The organism is Stenotrophomonas sp. YJH_SMC_27 (assembly GCF_059369815.1).
Genome location: NZ_JCAFTA010000015.1, coordinates 72704 through 89300 on the forward strand (window position 1 = coordinate 72704; position 16597 = coordinate 89300).

A 16597-nucleotide genomic window follows, 5' to 3' on the forward strand; every position below is an offset into this window, starting at 1 on the left:
GCGGCGCGAAAGCACGGGCAAGTATGCTGGACACCGGTGGATCCCCGCCTCTGGCGGGCATTCAGACTCACGCATGCATTACCCGGAATCGCCTTGACCGACACCACCCCGCGCCCCGCGCCGAGCGAAAACCACCTCCTGATCAACGCCTACACGACGCATCCGGAGTCCCCCCTGCTGCCCGTCACCCGCCGCATCGCCGACAGCGGCTGCAATCTGGTGGACGCACGGCTGGCCACGGTCGGCCGCGACGTCTCGGTCACCGCCCTGGCCACCGGCTCCTGGGACTCGGTGGCCAAGCTGGAGGCGATGCTGACCCGGCTGGAGCGCGAGGAAGGGCTGAAGCTGGTCTGGTACCGCACCGCCGCCAAGCAGGCGCAGTCCAACCTGCTGCCCTACATCGTCGAGGTGATCGCCGCCGACAAGCCGGGCATCCTGTTCCAGCTGGCCGATTTCTTCGACCGCCAGGGCATCACCATCGAGAACCTGCAGAGCACGCGCTACCGCGCCATGCAGACCGGTGCGGAAATGTTCAGCGCACAGGTCACCATCGGCGTGCCGGCCAACATGCATATTGCCGCGCTGCGCGACGATTTCCTTGAGTTCTGCGACCACCTGAACCTGGACGCGATCATGGATCCCATGAAGTTCTGATTCTTCGCGCGTCTCTCACGCGCGCGTGGCGTTTCATGTAGCTGTAATGGCAAGAACCCAGGCTCGACAGAAGGACCTCATGAACAACGGCGACACCCTGGACAGCACTACCCTCTCCCTGCCGCTGGCCCTGTCCGGCGGCGACCACGCCACCCTCGGCGACTATGCCGGCCAATGGCTGGTGCTGTACTTCTATCCCAAGGACAGCACGCCGGGCTGCACCACCGAAGGCATCGACTTCAACGCCCTGCTGCCGAAGTTCAGGAAGGCGGGCGCGGTGGTACTGGGCGTCTCGCGCGATTCGGTGAAGTCGCACGACAACTTCTGCGCCAAACAGGGCTTCAACTTCCCGCTGGTCAGCGATGGCGACGAAGCGCTGTGCAGCGCCTTCGACGTGATCAAGATGAAGAACATGTACGGCAAGCAGGTACGTGGCATCGAACGCAGCACCTTCCTGATTTCCCCCGACAGCCGCATCGTGCAGTCCTGGCGCAAGGTCAAGGTTGCCGGCCATGCCGATGCCGTTCTCGCCGAACTGAAGGCCTCCCAGTCCAAGTGAGTCCCACTGCCTACCGTGTCTGCCATCACCCTGCCCCGCTGCAGGCCGTGGTGGTTTTTCCCTGCCCGTAACCAGGAATCGACGATGACCCGAGGCAAGCGCATCTACGTGCTGGATACCAACGTGCTGATGCACGATCCCACCGCGCTGTTCAAATTCGAGGAGCACGACATCTACCTGCCCATGCAGGTGATCGAGGAGCTGGACAACGGCAAGAAGGGCACCTCCGAAGCCAGCCGCAACGCTCGCCAGGTGAGCCGTTTCCTCAACGAGCTGGTGCAGGAATCCGGCCTGGACAACCTGGCCGACGGCATTCCACTGCAGCGTCCCAATGGCCTGCAGCTGCGCGGCAAGCAGAGCGCCGGCAAGCTGCGCTTCCAGACCAGCCATTTCGACGCGGGCAAGAGCTTTGGCAAGGTCATTCCGGACAATGCCATCCTCGGCGCGATCCTGGCCCTCAAGGAAGAAACGCCGGACCTGCCGGTGGTGTTCGTTTCCAAGGACATCAACCTGCGGATCAAGGCCGCCATCGCCGGCATCGTGTCCGAGGACTACGAGAACGACCGCGCTCTGGACGATTTCAGCCTGCTCTACACCGGTGCCACCGAGCTGCCCGAAGACTTCTGGAAGCGCCACGGCGAGGATCTGCGCAGCTGGAGCGACAAGGGCCGCAGCCATTACGAGATCCAGGCGCAGGATGGCGAGGAGTGGTACCCGAACCAGTACGTCTACCTGCCCGGCGAAGACGAAGTCGAACTGCGCGTCAGCCGCGTAGTCGGCGACGGCAAGGTAGTGCTGTCGCTGGTCGATGATTTCCGCCACGGCAGCCATGCCGTGTGGGGCATCAGCGCACGCAACCGCGAGCAGAATTTCGCCCTCAACGCACTGATGGACCCGGAGATCGACTTCGTCACCCTGCTGGGTACCGCCGGTACCGGCAAGACCCTGCTGGCACTCGCCGCCGGCCTGGCGCAGACGATGGACCAGCAGCGCTACCGCGAGATCATCATGACCCGCGCCACGGTCAGCGTTGGCGAGGACATCGGTTTCCTGCCGGGCACCGAGGAAGAGAAGATGACGCCGTGGATGGGCGCGCTGACCGACAACCTGGAAGTGCTCACGCACAACCAGGAAGGCGGCACCTGGGGCCGCCAGGCCACCAACGACCTGCTCGCCAGCCGCATCAAGATCCGCTCGATGAACTTCATGCGCGGCCGCACGTTCCTGTCACGCTACCTGATCCTGGACGAGGCGCAGAACCTCACCCCCAAGCAGATGAAGACGCTGATCACCCGTGCTGGCCCCGGCACCAAGATCGTCTGCCTGGGCAACGTCGAGCAGATCGACACCCCGTACCTGACCGAAACCACTTCGGGCCTGACCTACGCGGTGGATCGCTTCAAGAACTGGCCGCATAGTGCGCACATCACCCTGCGCCGTGGCGAACGCTCGCGCCTGGCCGATTACGCTTCGGAGGTGTTGTGAACCGCTGCACCCGCCTGCTGCTGCCCACGGCTGCGATCGCCCTCGCAGCCGCGCTCGGCGCCTGCACCACCACGCGCGGCCCGGCCAGCGTGCCGACCGCCGAACGTACCGGACAATCCTGGGTGGTCACCCGCCCGATCATCGCCGCGCAGGTGCTCGACACCTGCTCGCGGCCCAGTCCAGGCCGCGAGGCGGGCCGGGTCAGCGGCTATTGGGCACCCAGCCGGCAGCAGATCGACCAACTGGAAGCACAGCTCTCGTCGCTGCAGGCACAGGTCCCGAAGGTGCTGGACTTCGACCGCCAGTACGTCGGCATCGAAAGCGCCGGCAAGCGGCTGATCTACGTCAACGCCTTCCATCTGCCCGATGGCAGCGGCATCAATCCGGCACGGGAAGCGATCCGCGTCTGCGACGGCGGCACGCAGTTCTGGGGCGCGGTGTTCGACCCCTCCAGCAATACCTTCAGCGAGCTGCAGTTCAACGGCGGCTTCGGCGGGCCCTGAGGGGCCTTGCCGATGGGAATACGCCTGCCCACCTGGGTCTGGATTGGTGCGGTCGCGCTCTCGTGCGTGGCCGGCATGGTCAACGTGGTCGGCTTCCTCGGCTTCGAGCATCAGGCGGTCAGCCACATGACCGGCAGCACCAGCCAGCTGGGCATGGCGCTGGCGCAGGGCGACTGGCGCGCGGTCGGCCATCTGTGGGGGCTGCTGATCGCGTTCTCACTGGGTGCGATGCTCAGCGGCCTGTTGATCCAGGACAGTACCCTGCAACTGGGCCGACGCTACGGCGTGGCGCTGGCCTTGGAGTCCGCGCTGCTGCTGGTGGCCATTCCGCTGTTCGAACGCCACCAGATCTGGGGCGCACTGGCCGCCGCCATGGCCTGCGGCCTGCAGAACGCGATGGCCACCACCTTCAGCGGCGCGGTGGTACGCACCACCCATCTCAGCGGCATGTTCACCGACCTCGGCATCGGCCTGGGCCACCTGCTGCGCGGATTGCCGCTGCAGGTACGACGCCTGACCCTCAGCGGCCTCATCATCAGCGGCTTCCTGGCCGGCGGCATCCTCGGCGCCTGGCTGTTCATGCGTTGGCAATATGACGCCCTGCTCGCCCCTGCCCTGCTGACCGGCCTGACCGGGCTGGGCTATGTGCTGTACCAGCAGTGGGCGCGCTGGCGGCATTGAGGTGAAGCGCATCCACGCATGGCGTGGGTCTACCTTCCCCTGCGGGACCACGGCACAATCGCTGGATGAGCCCGACCACCCCCGTTTCCGCCCTCACCATCGCCGGCTCCGACTCCGGTGGAGGGGCGGGCATCCAGGCCGACCTGAAAACCTTCGCCGCGCATCGCGTGCACGGCCTCTCCGCAATCACCGCACTGACCGCACAGAACACGCGTGGCGTCATCGCCGTGCATGTGCCGCCGATCGACTTCCTGCGCGCGCAGCTGGATGCCTGTTTCGACGATTTCGACATTCACGCGGTAAAGCTGGGCATGCTGGCCAACGCCGGCGTGATCAACGCCGTTGCTGACGCACTGGAGAAGCATCGTCCGCCGCACGTGGTGCTGGACCCGGTGATGGTCGCCACCAGTGGGGCGCGCCTGCTGGAAGACAGCGCATTGCAGGCCATGCGTGAGCGCCTGATCCCGCTGGCCACGCTGATCACCCCCAACACACCGGAAGCAGAACTGCTGGTCGGACGGAAGATCAGCAATGGCGATGACGCTGAGCGCGCGGCGTCAGCCCTGCTCGATCTCGGTGCCGGCGCCGTACTGCTGAAAGGTGGCCACCTGCAGGAAGGCAACCGCGTAATCGACCGCTACTTCGACGGCGTCAGCAACGAAGAATTCATCCACGCCCGCCTGCCACTGGATGCACATGGCACCGGCTGCACGCTGGCTGCGGCCATCGCCGCGCAGCTGTGCAATGGCCTGAGCCTGGCCAACGCCTGCGAAGCCGGCATCGATTACGTCGCACGCGGCCTGCAGCGGAGCCATGCCCCTGGTCGCAGCGAGGTGCGGGTGCTCGATCACTTCGGCGCGGCACCACACGCATGAACCTGGCGCCGCGCATCCTCGCCGTACAGTGCGACGACGGCCATCGCTACGAAGTGATTGCCTGCGTGCCCGCGCACCCCATTGCGCGCCTGCTGTGGCTGCCCGCGCTGGGCGTGGCCGCGCGCCATTACCTGCCGTTGGCGCAGGCGCTGGCTGCGAAGGGCGTGGCGGTGTACCTGCACGAGTGGCGCGGCAACGGCAGCAGTTCGCTGCGCCCATCGCGCGCGCTGGACTGGGGCTATCGCGAGGTACTCGAACAGGATCTGCCAGGCAGCCAGGCCGTTCTGGCTGCAGCGGATGAAGAGGCTGGCACCCTGCCCTGGATCATCGGCGGCCACAGCCTTGGCGGGCAGCTGGCCTGCGTGCATGCCGGACGCCATCCGCAGCACTTCAACCGGCTGTGGCTGGCCGCCAGCGGCTCACCGTTCTGGCGTGGCTTCCCGCCACCACGCGGATGGCTGCTGCCGCTGGTCTACCGCTTTCTGCCGTGGATCGCGCAGCGCCAGGGCGTGCTGCATGGCCGTCGCCTTGGCTTCGGCGGCACCGAGGCGCGCGGCCTGATTGCCGACTGGGCGCGCGTGGGCCTGAACAACCACTACGCCGCGTCCGGCATGGACGAAGACCTCGATGCGCAGATGGCGCGCGTGCATGGCAGCGCGCAGGCGGTGCTGATGGAGCACGACTGGTTGGCCCCCACCGGATCGATGCAGACGCTGCTGGCGAAACTGCCGAATGTGGACGCGCAGCTGCGCGTGCTGTCCGCGCAGGAACTGGGCACGCGCGCCGATCATTTCGCGTGGCTGAAGGCGCCGGACGCCGTGGCTGACAGCTTTTTCATTCAGTTGGATGAAAATTTTCACAAAACTGTTGACGGTCCGCGCCGACATCCGCATAATTCCGCTCCTGTCGCAGGGCGCCCGTAGCTCAGTTGGATAGAGTACCTGGCTACGAACCAGGCGGTCGGGAGTTCGAATCTCTCCGGGCGCACCACTCGACAGGTTTCCGGCATCCGCCGCTGGAAATGCAGTAAAATTTGATTGTGTACCGCGCGCCCGTAGCTCAGTTGGATAGAGTACCTGGCTACGAACCAGGCGGTCGGGAGTTCGAATCTCTCCGGGCGCACCATACACAGTCAACACAACAAGTTTATGTAATTGGCGCCCGTAGCTCAGTTGGATAGAGTACCTGGCTACGAACCAGGCGGTCGGGAGTTCGAATCTCTCCGGGCGCACCATTACACCGAAACAGCAGGCCTCGGCCTGCTGTTTTTTTATGTGCGTTTTTCGGCAGGGCTGCGCCCTGCACCCGCCGAAGCAACAGCTATGGCCGAAGCAACAGCAACAGCAACAGCAACAGCTGGTGTTCCGTGGGTTGGCGGGGCGGCATGGACAGGCAGGACACGCCGTAAACCCATCCATGGGGGCTCGATGGCGGCATCCATGCCGCCAACGGTCCTGCCTGCCCATGCCACCCCACCTCTGACAGATTTCAGCGATCTGATGGATCCACGCCATGCGTGGATGAATCTCCATCGAGTTCAAGTATTTCGATAATTGATCGAAGAGCATCCACGCATGGCGTGGATCTACCGTGTCGACCAAGGTCGACACCTACCAACAGCAGCGGGACTCTGTCGAAGGCGGGGTGGGTCCGGTTGCGGGAGTGTCCGCGGCATGGATGCCGCGGCCAAGCCCCCATGGACGGGTTTACGGCGTCTCCCGCAACCGGACCCACCCCGCCATCCCTCAGGAAACCAGCTGTTGCTATTGCTGTTGCTTCGGCCATAGCTGTTGCTTCGGCGGGTGCAGGGCGCAGCCCTGCCAAACCCCTACCTTCTGGCCATTGCCTGCCACCACTGCGACAGCAGCTCCGGCCTGCGCAAGCGCTCGCGCCACCAACGCAGTGCGGCGCCGTCCTCGCCGGTGCGCCAGGCCAGCCAGAAGGTCTCTTCCGGCTTGTGCTCCTCCACCTCGCGGATCACCAGCTGGCCACGCGCCACCGCAGCGCGCGCGCACGGCTCGGGCAGGAAACCGAAGCCCACGCCTTCGCACTGCAGTTTCAGCTTGCTGGCCATGTCAGGCACCGTCAGCATCTCCTGCCCCATCAACAGGCCCACCGTGCGCGGCAGCAGCCGTCGTGCCGAATCGGAGACCGCGATCGCGCAGTGCTCGACCAGCTGCTCGCGACCCAGCACGCCAGGCACGTTGGCCAACGGATGTTCGGGCGCGACCGCGAATACGAACGCCACCGTACCCAGCGGCTCGACGACGTAGCCACCGCCGCTGGGGCCCTCGCCCGGCGCGCCGACCAGCAGGTCGGCACGGCGGTCCAGCAGGGCCTCCCAGGTGCCGGACAGGGCCTCGCCGATCAATCGCAGCCGGGTCGGTGCCTCGGCCTCACGAAACGCGGCGATGTCCGGGCCGAGCAGCCAGGTCGGAAACACCGAGTCCACCGCCAGCGTCAGCTCGGTCTCCCAGCCCGACGCCACCCGGCGCACCCGCAGTTCCAGCTCGCGGGCTGCACGCAGCAGGTGCCGACCCTCGTCCAGCAGCGCGCGGCCAGCTGCGGTCAGCTCGGCGCGCGGGCCAACCCGGTCGAACAGCTGCACGCCCAGGTCCTCCTCCAGCTTGGCCACGGTGTAGGAGATGGTCGAGGGCACCTTGTGCAGCGCCTTGCCAGCGCCCGCAAACGAGCCGCGGCGGTCGATGGCATCCAGGATCTGCAGGGCATCGAGGCTGAGCTTGAGCATTCGAATTTTTCGATGGTGGCTGTCAAAACTATCCGTTTTTAAAACCCCGGGCGCAAGCGGATACTTCTCTCCAACGGGGAAACACAGCGGCTACCGGTCCACCCCGCCCCATCGAAACCATCGAACAAGGAGATTCCATCATGCTGCAGATCCGCAAGAGCGCTACCCGTGGCCTGGCCGAGCATGGCTGGCTGTCCTCGCGCCATACCTTCTCCTTCGCCAACTACTACGACCCCCGCTACGTCAGCTTCGGCCCGCTGCGGGTGATCAACGAAGACAAGGTGATCGGCGGCCAGGGCTTCGGCACCCACGGCCACAGCAACATGGAAATCATCTCCTACGTGCTGGGCGGTGCGCTGGAACACAAGGACTCGATGGGCACCGGTTCGGTGCTGCGCTATGGCGACGTGCAGCGCATGAGCGCCGGCAGCGGCGTCACCCACAGCGAATTCAACCACTCGGCCGACGAGACCGTGCACTTCCTGCAGATCTGGATCTTCCCGGACACCGAGAACATCACGCCGTCCTACGAGGAGACCCACTTCGCGCCGGAGACCAAGTGCGGCCAGCTGCGCCTGATCGCCTCGCCGGACGGTGCCGACGGTTCGCTGCGCATCCACCAGGATGCCCGCATCTTCGCCACCATCCTCGATGGTGGCCAGAAGCTGCACCACGCGCTTGGCAACGGTCGTGGCGCCTATGTGCAGGTGGCGCGTGGCCAGCTGCAGGTCAACGGCATCACCCTGGAAGCCGGCGATGCACTGCAGGTCAGCGACGAAGCCCAATTGACGCTGGAAAACGGCAACGATGCCGAAGTGCTGGTGTTCGACCTGCCGCTGTAACCACAAGGCCCTCGATGCTGCTGAGCATCGGGGGCCTTTTCGTAGAGCCCGGCCTGCGCCAGGCGTGCTACAGGAGGAGTGTTACCCACCGATGGCGGCGCAGGCCTCCAGGATCAGCGCGGTCACTTCCTTCGGCTGCGAGGCCAGCGAGGCATGGCTGGCATCCAGCTCCAGCAGGCGCTTGGGCTGCATTCTTGCGGCCATGGCCTTCTGGTTTTCCGGTGCGATCATGCGATCGTGGCGGGACAGCTGGTACCAGCTCGGCCTGTCCTTCCACGCTGGATCGCTGACCGTATCACCGAACGTGCTGGCCAGCGGCGCCTTCTGGGTCACCGCCATCACCCGGCCCTCGTCCTCGCTCAGATCCTGGCAGAAGCTCTCATGGAACTTGTCCGCACGCAGCCACAGGTAGCCATCGCTGTCCGGTGCCAGGTTCGGCGCCGCCTCCGGCAGGTGCTGCTGGGTGATGCCACCGGGACTCTCGCCGGCATCAGGCGCGAACGCGGCGATGTAGACCAGGCCCTTCACATTGGCCTCGTTGCCGGCCTGGCTGATCACTGCGCCGCCGTAGGAATGGCCGACCAGCAGCACCGGACCGTCGATCTGCCGGATCATTTTCTGGGTGCGTCCTGCGTCGTCGGCCAGCGACGTGAGCGGCAATTCCACCGCCTGCACCCGGTCGTGGCCGTTGCGATGCAGTTCCAGGATCACCTTGGCCCAGTGTGCGGCCCCGCCCCAGAATCCATGGACGAGGAGGATGGTCGGTGTCGTGCTCATGTACGGATCTCCGGCAGCGGCCGGCGGGGTGCCGACCGTGCAGCCACTGTCCGTGAGTCGCGTTAATCACTGGTGACGTCCTCGCGTCATTGCAAACGTATGCGTCGAAGGTTGTCGCCCTTGGCACTTGCCGATTCTTCTTGGGAACGTTTTCATGACGATTCCCTGAAGCTTCGTATCGCGCATGACGCCTTCATCCCCACGTGCCCAGCAGCACGCCACCCGTGCCGCCTTCTTCATTCCCGGATTCGCCACCGCCGCGTGGGCGCCGATGGTGCCCTATGCCAAGGCCAAGGCCGGGCTGACCGATGCCAGCCTTGGTGCAGTGCTGCTGTGCCTGGGGCTGGGTTCGTTGCTGGCGATGCCGCTGGCGGGTGCGCTGACTGGGCGGCTGGGCTGCCGCCGGGTGATGGTGATCACCTGCGCGATGATGCTGTGCGCCCTGCCCTTGCTGGTGCTGGCGCCCTCGCCGGTGGCGCTGGGCGCGGCGCTGTTCGTGTTCGGCGCCGGCGTCGGTGCACTGGATTGTGCGATGAACATGCAGGCGGTCGCGGTAGAGCGCGACGCCGGGCGCGCAATGATGTCCGGCTTCCACGCCTTCTACAGCATCGGTGGCTTCGTCGGCGCCGGCTGCATGACCGGCCTGCTGATTCTGGGCACGCCGCTGTGGCTGGCCGCGCTGGCCTCAGTGGCAGTACTGCTGCTGGTTGCGGTTCTGTCGGCGCCGCACTGGCGCCCACAACGGATCCTGCATGAAGGCCCGCTGCTGGCGCTGCCGCATGGCGTGGTGCTGTTCATCGGCGTGCTGGCCTTCGTGGTGTTCCTCGGCGAAGGCTCGATGCTGGACTGGAGCGCGGTGTTCCTGGCCGAAGTGCGACAGGTGCCACGCGACCAGGCCGGTGCCGGCTTCGCGTTGTTCACCCTGGCGATGACCGCGATGCGTCTGTTCGGCGACGGCATCGTCGAGCGCCTCGGCCGCACCCGTACCCTGGTCTTCGGCGGCATCACCGCCGCAACAGGCTTCACCCTGGCCACGCTGGTGCCCTCGTTCCCGGTGGCGCTGGCCGGCTACGTGCTGGTCGGGCTGGGCTGCGCCAACATCGTGCCGGCACTGTTCTCGATGGCCGGCCAGCAGCGGGTGATGCCGGAGAGCATCGCCATCACTGCAGTGACCACACTGGGTTACGCCGGCATCCTCGCCGGCCCGGCGGCGATCGGCGCAGTGGCGCATGCCACCAGCCTCGGCTTTGCCTTCCTGTGCGTAGCCGTACTGCTGCTGGGCGTAGCTGCCTCCGCCCGCTCACTGGCCCGACGCGTGGCCTGACAAAAAAAGGGGACGGAGGGGATTAAGTCGCATCTGCCACGGGTGTGCTGCAAGCGACTTAATCCCCTCCGTCCCCTTTTTCAGCCGTGTGCCAGCCATTCGGCCTGGGCCGGCAGCTGCGGCGCCGGGCATGCGCTCTGCGGGTGGTGCTCGTCGCGCGCCATCCAGTCGTCAACCACTCCGGCCAGCAGATCCAGCCGCAGCGGCAGGGTGATATGGTCTTCGCCGCGCATCTCGATGTAGTGCGCGCGCGGGTTGGCCTGGGCCAGTTCGCGGCCCTGGCTGACGGGTATGTGCTGATCGCCCTGCCCGTGCAGCAGCAGCACGCAGGCGCGGGTATCGGCCAGCGCACGCGCGACGTCGACGCGGTCCAGATCGACGTCGATGCGACGGCTGGCGTCGGCGATCACCTGGTTGATGTCCTGGCCGCCGTAGCGCCAGCGCGCGTACGACGCCATCGCCTGCGCCTTCAGGCCTTCCGGCTGCAGCCCCATCAGGTGCGGGATCATCGTGCGGATGGCCACGCCGGCGTTGGCGAAGGACTCCATCGCCACCACGCCTGCTATCTGATCGCCCAGCTTGTCGGCGGTGAACACTGCCGTGGCGGCGCCGTAGGATACGCCGAACAGGTACAGCGGGCCGGTCACTTCACCGCGTGCGCGCAGCTCGCCGATCACATCGACCACATCGTCAGATTCGTAAGTGCCATAGCCGGACGGCCCCGCACCGGACTGGCCATGATTGCGCAGGTCGAGCGTGACCACGCGGTAGCCGGATTCAGCCAACTGTAGCGACCACGGCAACATCGAATCGCCGTTCATCATCCAGCCGTGCAGCAGCACCACGGTACCGCGCGGTGCCTGCGCGCGGAACGGCCGCGGTACCGCCAGGCTCAGACCGGTATCCAGCGGCAGGCCGTTCTCGTGGCGCTGCGGCAGGTAGTGGTAACGCGCGCCGTAATCGCCCGGATCAAACACACGCCAGAAGATCGGCACGCCATCGCGGCCCCGCGCAAAGCCGTGGCGGTTGGGCAATTCGGCGATGGCCGCGGCGATGCGCGGGCGATCGAGCAGGGTCGACACGCCACCTGGCGCGATCAGCCGATCGGCGAGCGAGGTGGACGAGGCATTGAGCGAGGAGGAGCATGCAGCCAGCCACAGGCCGGCGCACGCCAGCAACAACAGCAGCAGGCGCTTCATGGGCAATCGAGGATGGGTGCGACAGCGTGGCAGGTTAGCGACGCGGGCGTGGACCATCTATCGCGCGCAGATGACGGCTTGATGACAATCCGGGATCGATTCAGGTTGTCACAATGGCGCGATTGACCTCGGCATTGATCCGGATCAATGAATACGCCGGCACGATTGCCCACAGTGCCGCCATGCGCACCTCGTTCAAGCTCGCCATTGCCCTGGTCGCCACGCTGGCCGCCGCCTACGGCGTCGCCCGCACCACGCCCTACTGGTTCGCACCGCGACAGGCCGCGCAGGTCGACATCCACGATCCGGCATTGATCGCGCAGGGACAATACCTGTCGCGCGCCGCAGACTGCGCGGCCTGCCACACCGCACCGGGTGGCAAGCCGTTCGCCGGTGGCCTCGGCATGCAGACGCCGATGGGCACGATCTACTCGACCAACATCACGCCCGATCCGGACACCGGCATTGGTGCCTACGACTACGCCGACTTCGAGCGCGCGGTACGTCGCGGCATCCGTCACGATGGCCAGCCGTTGTATCCGGCCATGCCGTACGCCTCGTACGTGATCGCCAGCGACGCCGAGATCAAGGCGCTGTACGCCTACTTCATGGGCTCGGTGCAGCCGGTGAAGCAGAACAACGCCGACAGCACGATCCCGTGGCCGGCAAACATGCGCTGGCCGTTGGCCTGGTGGCAGCTGCTGTTCGCACGCCCGCGCACGTTCAACCCGGATCCGTCGCTGGATGCCAGCCAGCAGCGCGGCGCCGAACTGGTGGAAGGCCTGGCCCACTGCGGCGCCTGCCACACGCCACGCGGCCTGGCCTTCCAGGAGAAGGTCATGGCCGATGATGGGGGCCGGCAGTTCCTTTCCGGCTCGGTGCTGGAAGGCTGGTATGCGAAGAACCTGCGCAATGAAGCGAGCGGCCTGGCCAGCTGGAGCGAGGGCGAGATCGTGGACTTCCTGCGCACCGGACGCACCGATCGGTCGGCGGCCTTCGGTGGCATGGCCGACGTGGTCGAGCACAGCACGCAGTACCTGTCCGACGCTGACCTGCTGGCGATGGCCCGCTACCTGAAGCAGCTGCCCGCCCGCGAAGGACGCAGCGCACAGTGGTCGCCCGGCAGCGACACGACCACCGCCGCACTGCGCAGCGGCGACTACCGCGTGGCCGGTTCGCTGGCCTATGCCGAGCACTGCCAGGCCTGCCACCGCGCCGACGGGCGCGGCATGCCGCGCGTCTATCCGGCCCTGGCCGGCAACTCGATCGTGTTCGCTGACGATCCCAGCTCGCTGGTGCAGGTGACCCTGATCGGTGGCCGCACGCCGCATACCCCGCACGACCGCATGGCCTTCACCATGCCCGGCTTCGAACAGCTGCCGAACGCGCAGCTGGCACAGATCCTGACCTTCATCCGCAGCAGCTGGGGCAACCAGGCCAGCGCAGTGAGCGAGGTCGACGTGGCACGCATGCGCCGGGTGGTGCGCGACAAGCCAGTGCACTACGTTCCGCAGGAGTCCGCACGATGAAACGTTCGCGCAAACGCTCCCGCCTGCTGATCGGCAGTGCGATCACCCTCGTGCTGCTGGCCGGCGCCGGTACCCTCGCTTACCGCCATCTGTACCCGGACCTGGATACCGCCGTGGCCAGCACGATCGATATCCTCGATGCACAGGGCAAGGTGGTCGGCCACTACCGTGCACCCAGCGCCGAAGAAATCGCCGGGCTCGGCAATGCCGAGTCGGTGATGCTCGGCCGCCGCCTCCTCAACGAGACCGCACGGCTGCTGCCGGACAACGTCGGCAACGATCTGAACTGCAACTCGTGCCACATGGCCGAAGGCAAGCGGCCGTTCGGCAATCACTACTTCAACACCGGCGGCGGCGCCTATCCGCGCTACATGCCGCGTCCGGGCAAGGTGATCGGGCTGACCGAGCGCATCAACGGCTGCCTGCAGCGTTCAATGAACGGCAAGCCGCTGCCGAAGGACTCGCCGCAGATGCGTGCGATGCTCGACTACATGGCGTGGCTGAGCAGCCCTGTGCCAGTGGGTGCAAGGGTGGCTGCCCCCAGTGAGGGGCCCATCGACAGCACGCTAACCCCGGACCCGATCCGTGGCCAGGCGCTGTACGCCGTGCAGTGCGCTGCCTGCCATGGCGACAATGGTGAAGGCCGGCGCGACGCCAGCGGTGACATCGCGTTCCCGCCGCTATGGGGCGACCACAGCTTCAACATCGGCGCCGGCATGGCGCGCCTGTACAAGGCCGCCGGTTTCGTCAAACACAACATGCCGCCGGCAGTGACCCGTGAACCGCCACTGGGCCAGCAGGTGATGCCCGACCAGGATGCGGTGGACATCGCCAGCTACTTCATCAACCAGCCACGCCCGGACTTCGCCAACAAGGCCAAGGACTGGCCGCGCGACCCGAAACCCAAGGACGCGCGGTACTGAGCAGAAGCCATTGGAACCGGCCGTCACACAACACGGTTCCTGCTTCGCCGCGTCATGCCGATGTCATGGGCGCTGCCGACACTCCGGGGCTTCCCTCCCCTGAAGGTCCGGTTTCAATGCGAACGTTTGCGCGTTTTCCCCGTATCTCGCTGCTTGCCGTGCTGATCGCCCCCGCCCTGGACGCCCTCGCAGAAGCACCGCAGGGCGATACGGGCGAAGCGCACAGCAGCGATGCCCGTACCCTGGACCAGGTACAGGTGATCGGCCAGGCCACCAGCTACGCCAAGACGTCGGTGCGCGCAGAAACACTGAACCGGCAGACGGTGATGAGCAGCGTCAACGATGCGCTGAACGAAGTACCCGGCGTGGTGGTCAGCGAGGCCGACGCCACCGGCTCGTCGGTGTGGGGCACGCAGATCAGCATGCGCGGTTTCGTCACCAATCGTGATACCCAGCAGATCGGCACCACCATCGACGGCCTGCCCAACGGCGGCTCAGGTTACGGTGGCGGCTCGCTGGCCAACCGCTACATCGACACCCTCGACCTGGAGACGGTGGAAGTCAGCCAGGGCACCGCTGACATCTCCTCGCGCTCGAACGAAGCACTGGGCGGCACGCTCAACTTCCTTACCAGCGACCCGCTGCAGGACAGCCGCCTGCGCTTCGTGGTCGGTGCCGGTGACAACGAGGCGCGCAAGTACTACGTGCGCTACGACACCGGCCTGCTCGGCGGCCACACCCGCGCGTGGGTCAGCGCCTCCTCGTCGAAGGTGCACGACTGGATCGACGGCACCGGCCACGCCAGCAACAACCACATCGCCGGCAAGTTCATCACCGAACTGGATCGCTGGACGCTGGCCGGCTACCTGTCCTACAACGATGCCGACGAGCCCGAATACACCAGTGTTTCGCCGAAGGGCTTTGCCACCCATCCGGATCGCGACAACCTGGTCGGCACCCTCACCGGCATTCCCTATCTGGACCAGAACTTCCGTTCGGGCTCGCGTGCGCTGCGCGAGAACACCTTCGGTTACCTGCGTGCGGCCTTCGACGGCGGCAACGGGTTCAAGGCCTCGGTGGCCGCCTACGGGCACCGCATGCAAGGTCGTGGCGACTGGCTTCCACCCTACCTGGCGCAGGTCAGCGATGAGGGTGCGGGCCGCCCCGAATCGGAATATCTGGGTGGCAAAACCGTGTCCGGCGGCAGCAACCGTGGCCAGATCTTCTTCGTCAATCCCGATGGCAGCGCCGCGCAGCGCCTGGCCAGCTGCACCCCGCGCCTGGGCTTCACCGCCGAGTACGATCCGAACTGCTACGCGGGCAACGTGCTGGGCGCGCAGTCCTACCGCCACACCCACTACGACAACGACCGCATGGGCGTGACTGCCGACGTCGAATGGCGGCAGACCTTCGGCGCAGTCGACAACACGCTGCGTGGCGGCCTGTGGGTGGAGAAGCTGGACCGTTCGGCACGCCGTGACTGGCACCGCCTGCTCAACGTCGGCCAGGATATCGCCTTCGACCACCAGCCGTACTGGGTGCAGTTCGAGGACAAGTACAAGGTTGACGAACAGATGTACTACGTCGAGGACGTGGCCCGCTTCGGGCCGTTCAGTGCCCGCCTGGGCGTGAAGCAGTTCTTCGTCGACCAGTCGCGCCGCCGCGTGATCGGTGCCAGCGAGCACGTCAAATCCGATTCCAGGTCCGATCCACTGTTGTCCACCGGCGTCACCTGGGCACCGGGTGTGGAAGGCATGGAGCTGTTCGCCGGCTTCTCGCAGAATTTCGCCGCCATTCCTTCAGGCGTACTTGGCGAGACCGACCCGCAGCGCTTCCGCAATGTCGAACCGGAGACCGCCGACAACATCGAAGTGGGCATGCGCATCAGCCGCTGGCCGCTGACCGCCTCGGTCACGCTTTACAACATCAAGTTCGACAACCGCATCGTCTACCTGCCGGCGGGCTTCGTCAGCGGCATCGACTACCTGGGCGAGACCGACGGCGTCTATGAGAACTTCGGTGGCGTGGAAAGCAACGGCCTGGAAGCCGCGTTCGGCTATGGGTGGAACAACGGCTGGCGGATCAACGCGGCCTACACCTACAACCGCTCCAAGTACCTGGGCAGCGGCAGTGCCGCGCGTGATGCCCAGCTGGGCATCGTCGACGGCGCCAAGGTGATCGGCCAGCCGGAGAACACCCTGGTGCTGTCGGCCGACTGGCAGGGCGCCAACTGGAACTTCGGCCTGTCCGGCCGTTACCTGGGCACGCGCTACCTTGATGCCGCCAACGTCAACACGCTGCCCTCGGCCACCGTGTTCAACGCCAACATCGGCTTCGACCTGCAGGGGCTGTCGCCGCGCCTGAAGGGCATGGGTGCCAACCTGGTGGTGAGCAATCTCACCGACAAGCGGTATCTTGCAGGGGTGGACGGCCGCGACAACGCCTTCATCGGCGCCCCGCGCACCGTCGGCATCTCCTTCCGCGTGGACCTGTGAGT

The 16597-nt window shown here is 66.2% G+C and carries 15 protein-coding genes and 3 tRNA genes; 15 read left to right on the forward strand and 3 right to left on the reverse strand.

What is annotated here, in order from left to right:
• Positions 1–93: 93 nt before the first annotated feature.
• The 10 genes from AC5P7R_RS18840 to AC5P7R_RS18885 all read left to right on the forward strand — a co-directional run bounded on the left by AC5P7R_RS18840 (position 94) and on the right by AC5P7R_RS18885 (position 5991).
• Entirely contained in the window at positions 94–654 is a 561-nt protein-coding gene (locus AC5P7R_RS18840) for a glycine cleavage system transcriptional repressor (RefSeq protein WP_019661177.1), read from the forward strand.
• Positions 655–733: 79 nt separating this feature from the next.
• A complete protein-coding gene (locus tag AC5P7R_RS18845; RefSeq protein WP_019661176.1) occupies positions 734–1213 on the forward strand; it encodes a peroxiredoxin in 480 nt (159 codons plus the stop codon).
• Positions 1214–1297: 84 nt separating this feature from the next.
• Positions 1298–2698 (forward strand): PhoH family protein, encoded by a 1401-nt coding sequence (locus tag AC5P7R_RS18850; RefSeq protein ID WP_019661175.1) that lies wholly within the window; start codon positions 1298–1300, stop codon positions 2696–2698.
• On the forward strand, positions 2695–3201 hold the full coding sequence (locus AC5P7R_RS18855) for a hypothetical protein (RefSeq protein WP_019661174.1): 507 nt from the start codon (positions 2695–2697) through the stop codon (positions 3199–3201). Before AC5P7R_RS18850 ends, AC5P7R_RS18855 begins: the two co-directional genes overlap by 4 nt.
• A gap of 12 nt (positions 3202–3213) precedes the next feature.
• Positions 3214–3882 (forward strand): YoaK family protein, encoded by a 669-nt coding sequence (locus tag AC5P7R_RS18860; RefSeq protein WP_019661173.1) that lies wholly within the window; start codon positions 3214–3216, stop codon positions 3880–3882.
• A gap of 65 nt (positions 3883–3947) precedes the next feature.
• Entirely contained in the window at positions 3948–4757 is an 810-nt protein-coding gene (thiD, locus tag AC5P7R_RS18865) for a bifunctional hydroxymethylpyrimidine kinase/phosphomethylpyrimidine kinase (protein WP_180833044.1), read from the forward strand.
• Positions 4754–5680, forward strand: coding sequence for an alpha/beta hydrolase family protein (locus AC5P7R_RS18870; RefSeq protein ID WP_111103711.1), 927 nt, complete (start codon positions 4754–4756; stop codon positions 5678–5680). The genes thiD and AC5P7R_RS18870 overlap by 4 nt, the downstream gene beginning before the upstream one ends.
• Positions 5671–5747, forward strand: a tRNA-Arg gene (locus tag AC5P7R_RS18875). Before AC5P7R_RS18870 ends, AC5P7R_RS18875 begins: the two co-directional genes overlap by 10 nt.
• A gap of 58 nt (positions 5748–5805) precedes the next feature.
• Positions 5806–5882 (forward strand) — tRNA-Arg (locus tag AC5P7R_RS18880).
• A 32-nt stretch (positions 5883–5914) separates the two neighbouring features.
• Positions 5915–5991, forward strand: a tRNA-Arg gene (locus tag AC5P7R_RS18885).
• A 594-nt stretch (positions 5992–6585) separates the two neighbouring features.
• Here AC5P7R_RS18885 and AC5P7R_RS18890 read toward each other — a convergent pair.
• Positions 6586–7506: a LysR family transcriptional regulator gene (locus AC5P7R_RS18890; protein ID WP_021202525.1), complete on the reverse strand. Its 921-nt coding sequence runs from the start codon at positions 7504–7506 to the stop codon at positions 6586–6588.
• 140 nt (positions 7507–7646) lie between these two features.
• Here AC5P7R_RS18890 and AC5P7R_RS18895 point away from each other — a divergent pair, with 140 nt between their 5' ends.
• Positions 7647–8348: a pirin family protein gene (locus tag AC5P7R_RS18895; RefSeq protein WP_478419438.1), complete on the forward strand. Its 702-nt coding sequence runs from the start codon at positions 7647–7649 to the stop codon at positions 8346–8348.
• Between the two features lie 81 nt (positions 8349–8429).
• Here the strand turns inward: AC5P7R_RS18895 and AC5P7R_RS18900 are convergent, their stop codons facing one another.
• Positions 8430–9125: an alpha/beta hydrolase gene (locus AC5P7R_RS18900; protein ID WP_021202527.1), complete on the reverse strand. Its 696-nt coding sequence runs from the start codon at positions 9123–9125 to the stop codon at positions 8430–8432.
• 184 nt (positions 9126–9309) lie between these two features.
• On the opposite strand from AC5P7R_RS18900, the gene AC5P7R_RS18905 reads away from it, so the two are divergent.
• Positions 9310–10449 (forward strand): MFS transporter, encoded by a 1140-nt coding sequence (locus tag AC5P7R_RS18905; protein WP_478419436.1) that lies wholly within the window; start codon positions 9310–9312, stop codon positions 10447–10449.
• Positions 10450–10529: 80 nt separating this feature from the next.
• Here AC5P7R_RS18905 and AC5P7R_RS18910 read toward each other — a convergent pair whose 3' ends face one another.
• Positions 10530–11648: an alpha/beta hydrolase gene (locus tag AC5P7R_RS18910; RefSeq protein WP_021202529.1), complete on the reverse strand. Its 1119-nt coding sequence runs from the start codon at positions 11646–11648 to the stop codon at positions 10530–10532.
• 182 nt (positions 11649–11830) lie between these two features.
• Between AC5P7R_RS18910 and AC5P7R_RS18915 the strand changes: the two genes are divergently transcribed.
• The 3 genes from AC5P7R_RS18915 to AC5P7R_RS18925 all read left to right on the forward strand — a co-directional run bounded on the left by AC5P7R_RS18915 (position 11831) and on the right by AC5P7R_RS18925 (position 16595).
• Complete coding sequence (locus AC5P7R_RS18915; RefSeq protein ID WP_478405870.1) at positions 11831–13177, forward strand: c-type cytochrome; 1347 nt, start codon at positions 11831–11833, stop codon at positions 13175–13177.
• Complete coding sequence (locus tag AC5P7R_RS18920) at positions 13174–14100, forward strand: c-type cytochrome (protein ID WP_021202531.1); 927 nt, start codon at positions 13174–13176, stop codon at positions 14098–14100. Before AC5P7R_RS18915 ends, AC5P7R_RS18920 begins: the two co-directional genes overlap by 4 nt.
• 116 nt (positions 14101–14216) lie before the next feature.
• Positions 14217–16595 (forward strand): TonB-dependent receptor, encoded by a 2379-nt coding sequence (locus AC5P7R_RS18925; RefSeq protein ID WP_478436393.1) that lies wholly within the window; start codon positions 14217–14219, stop codon positions 16593–16595.
• Positions 16596–16597 lie beyond the last annotated feature (2 nt).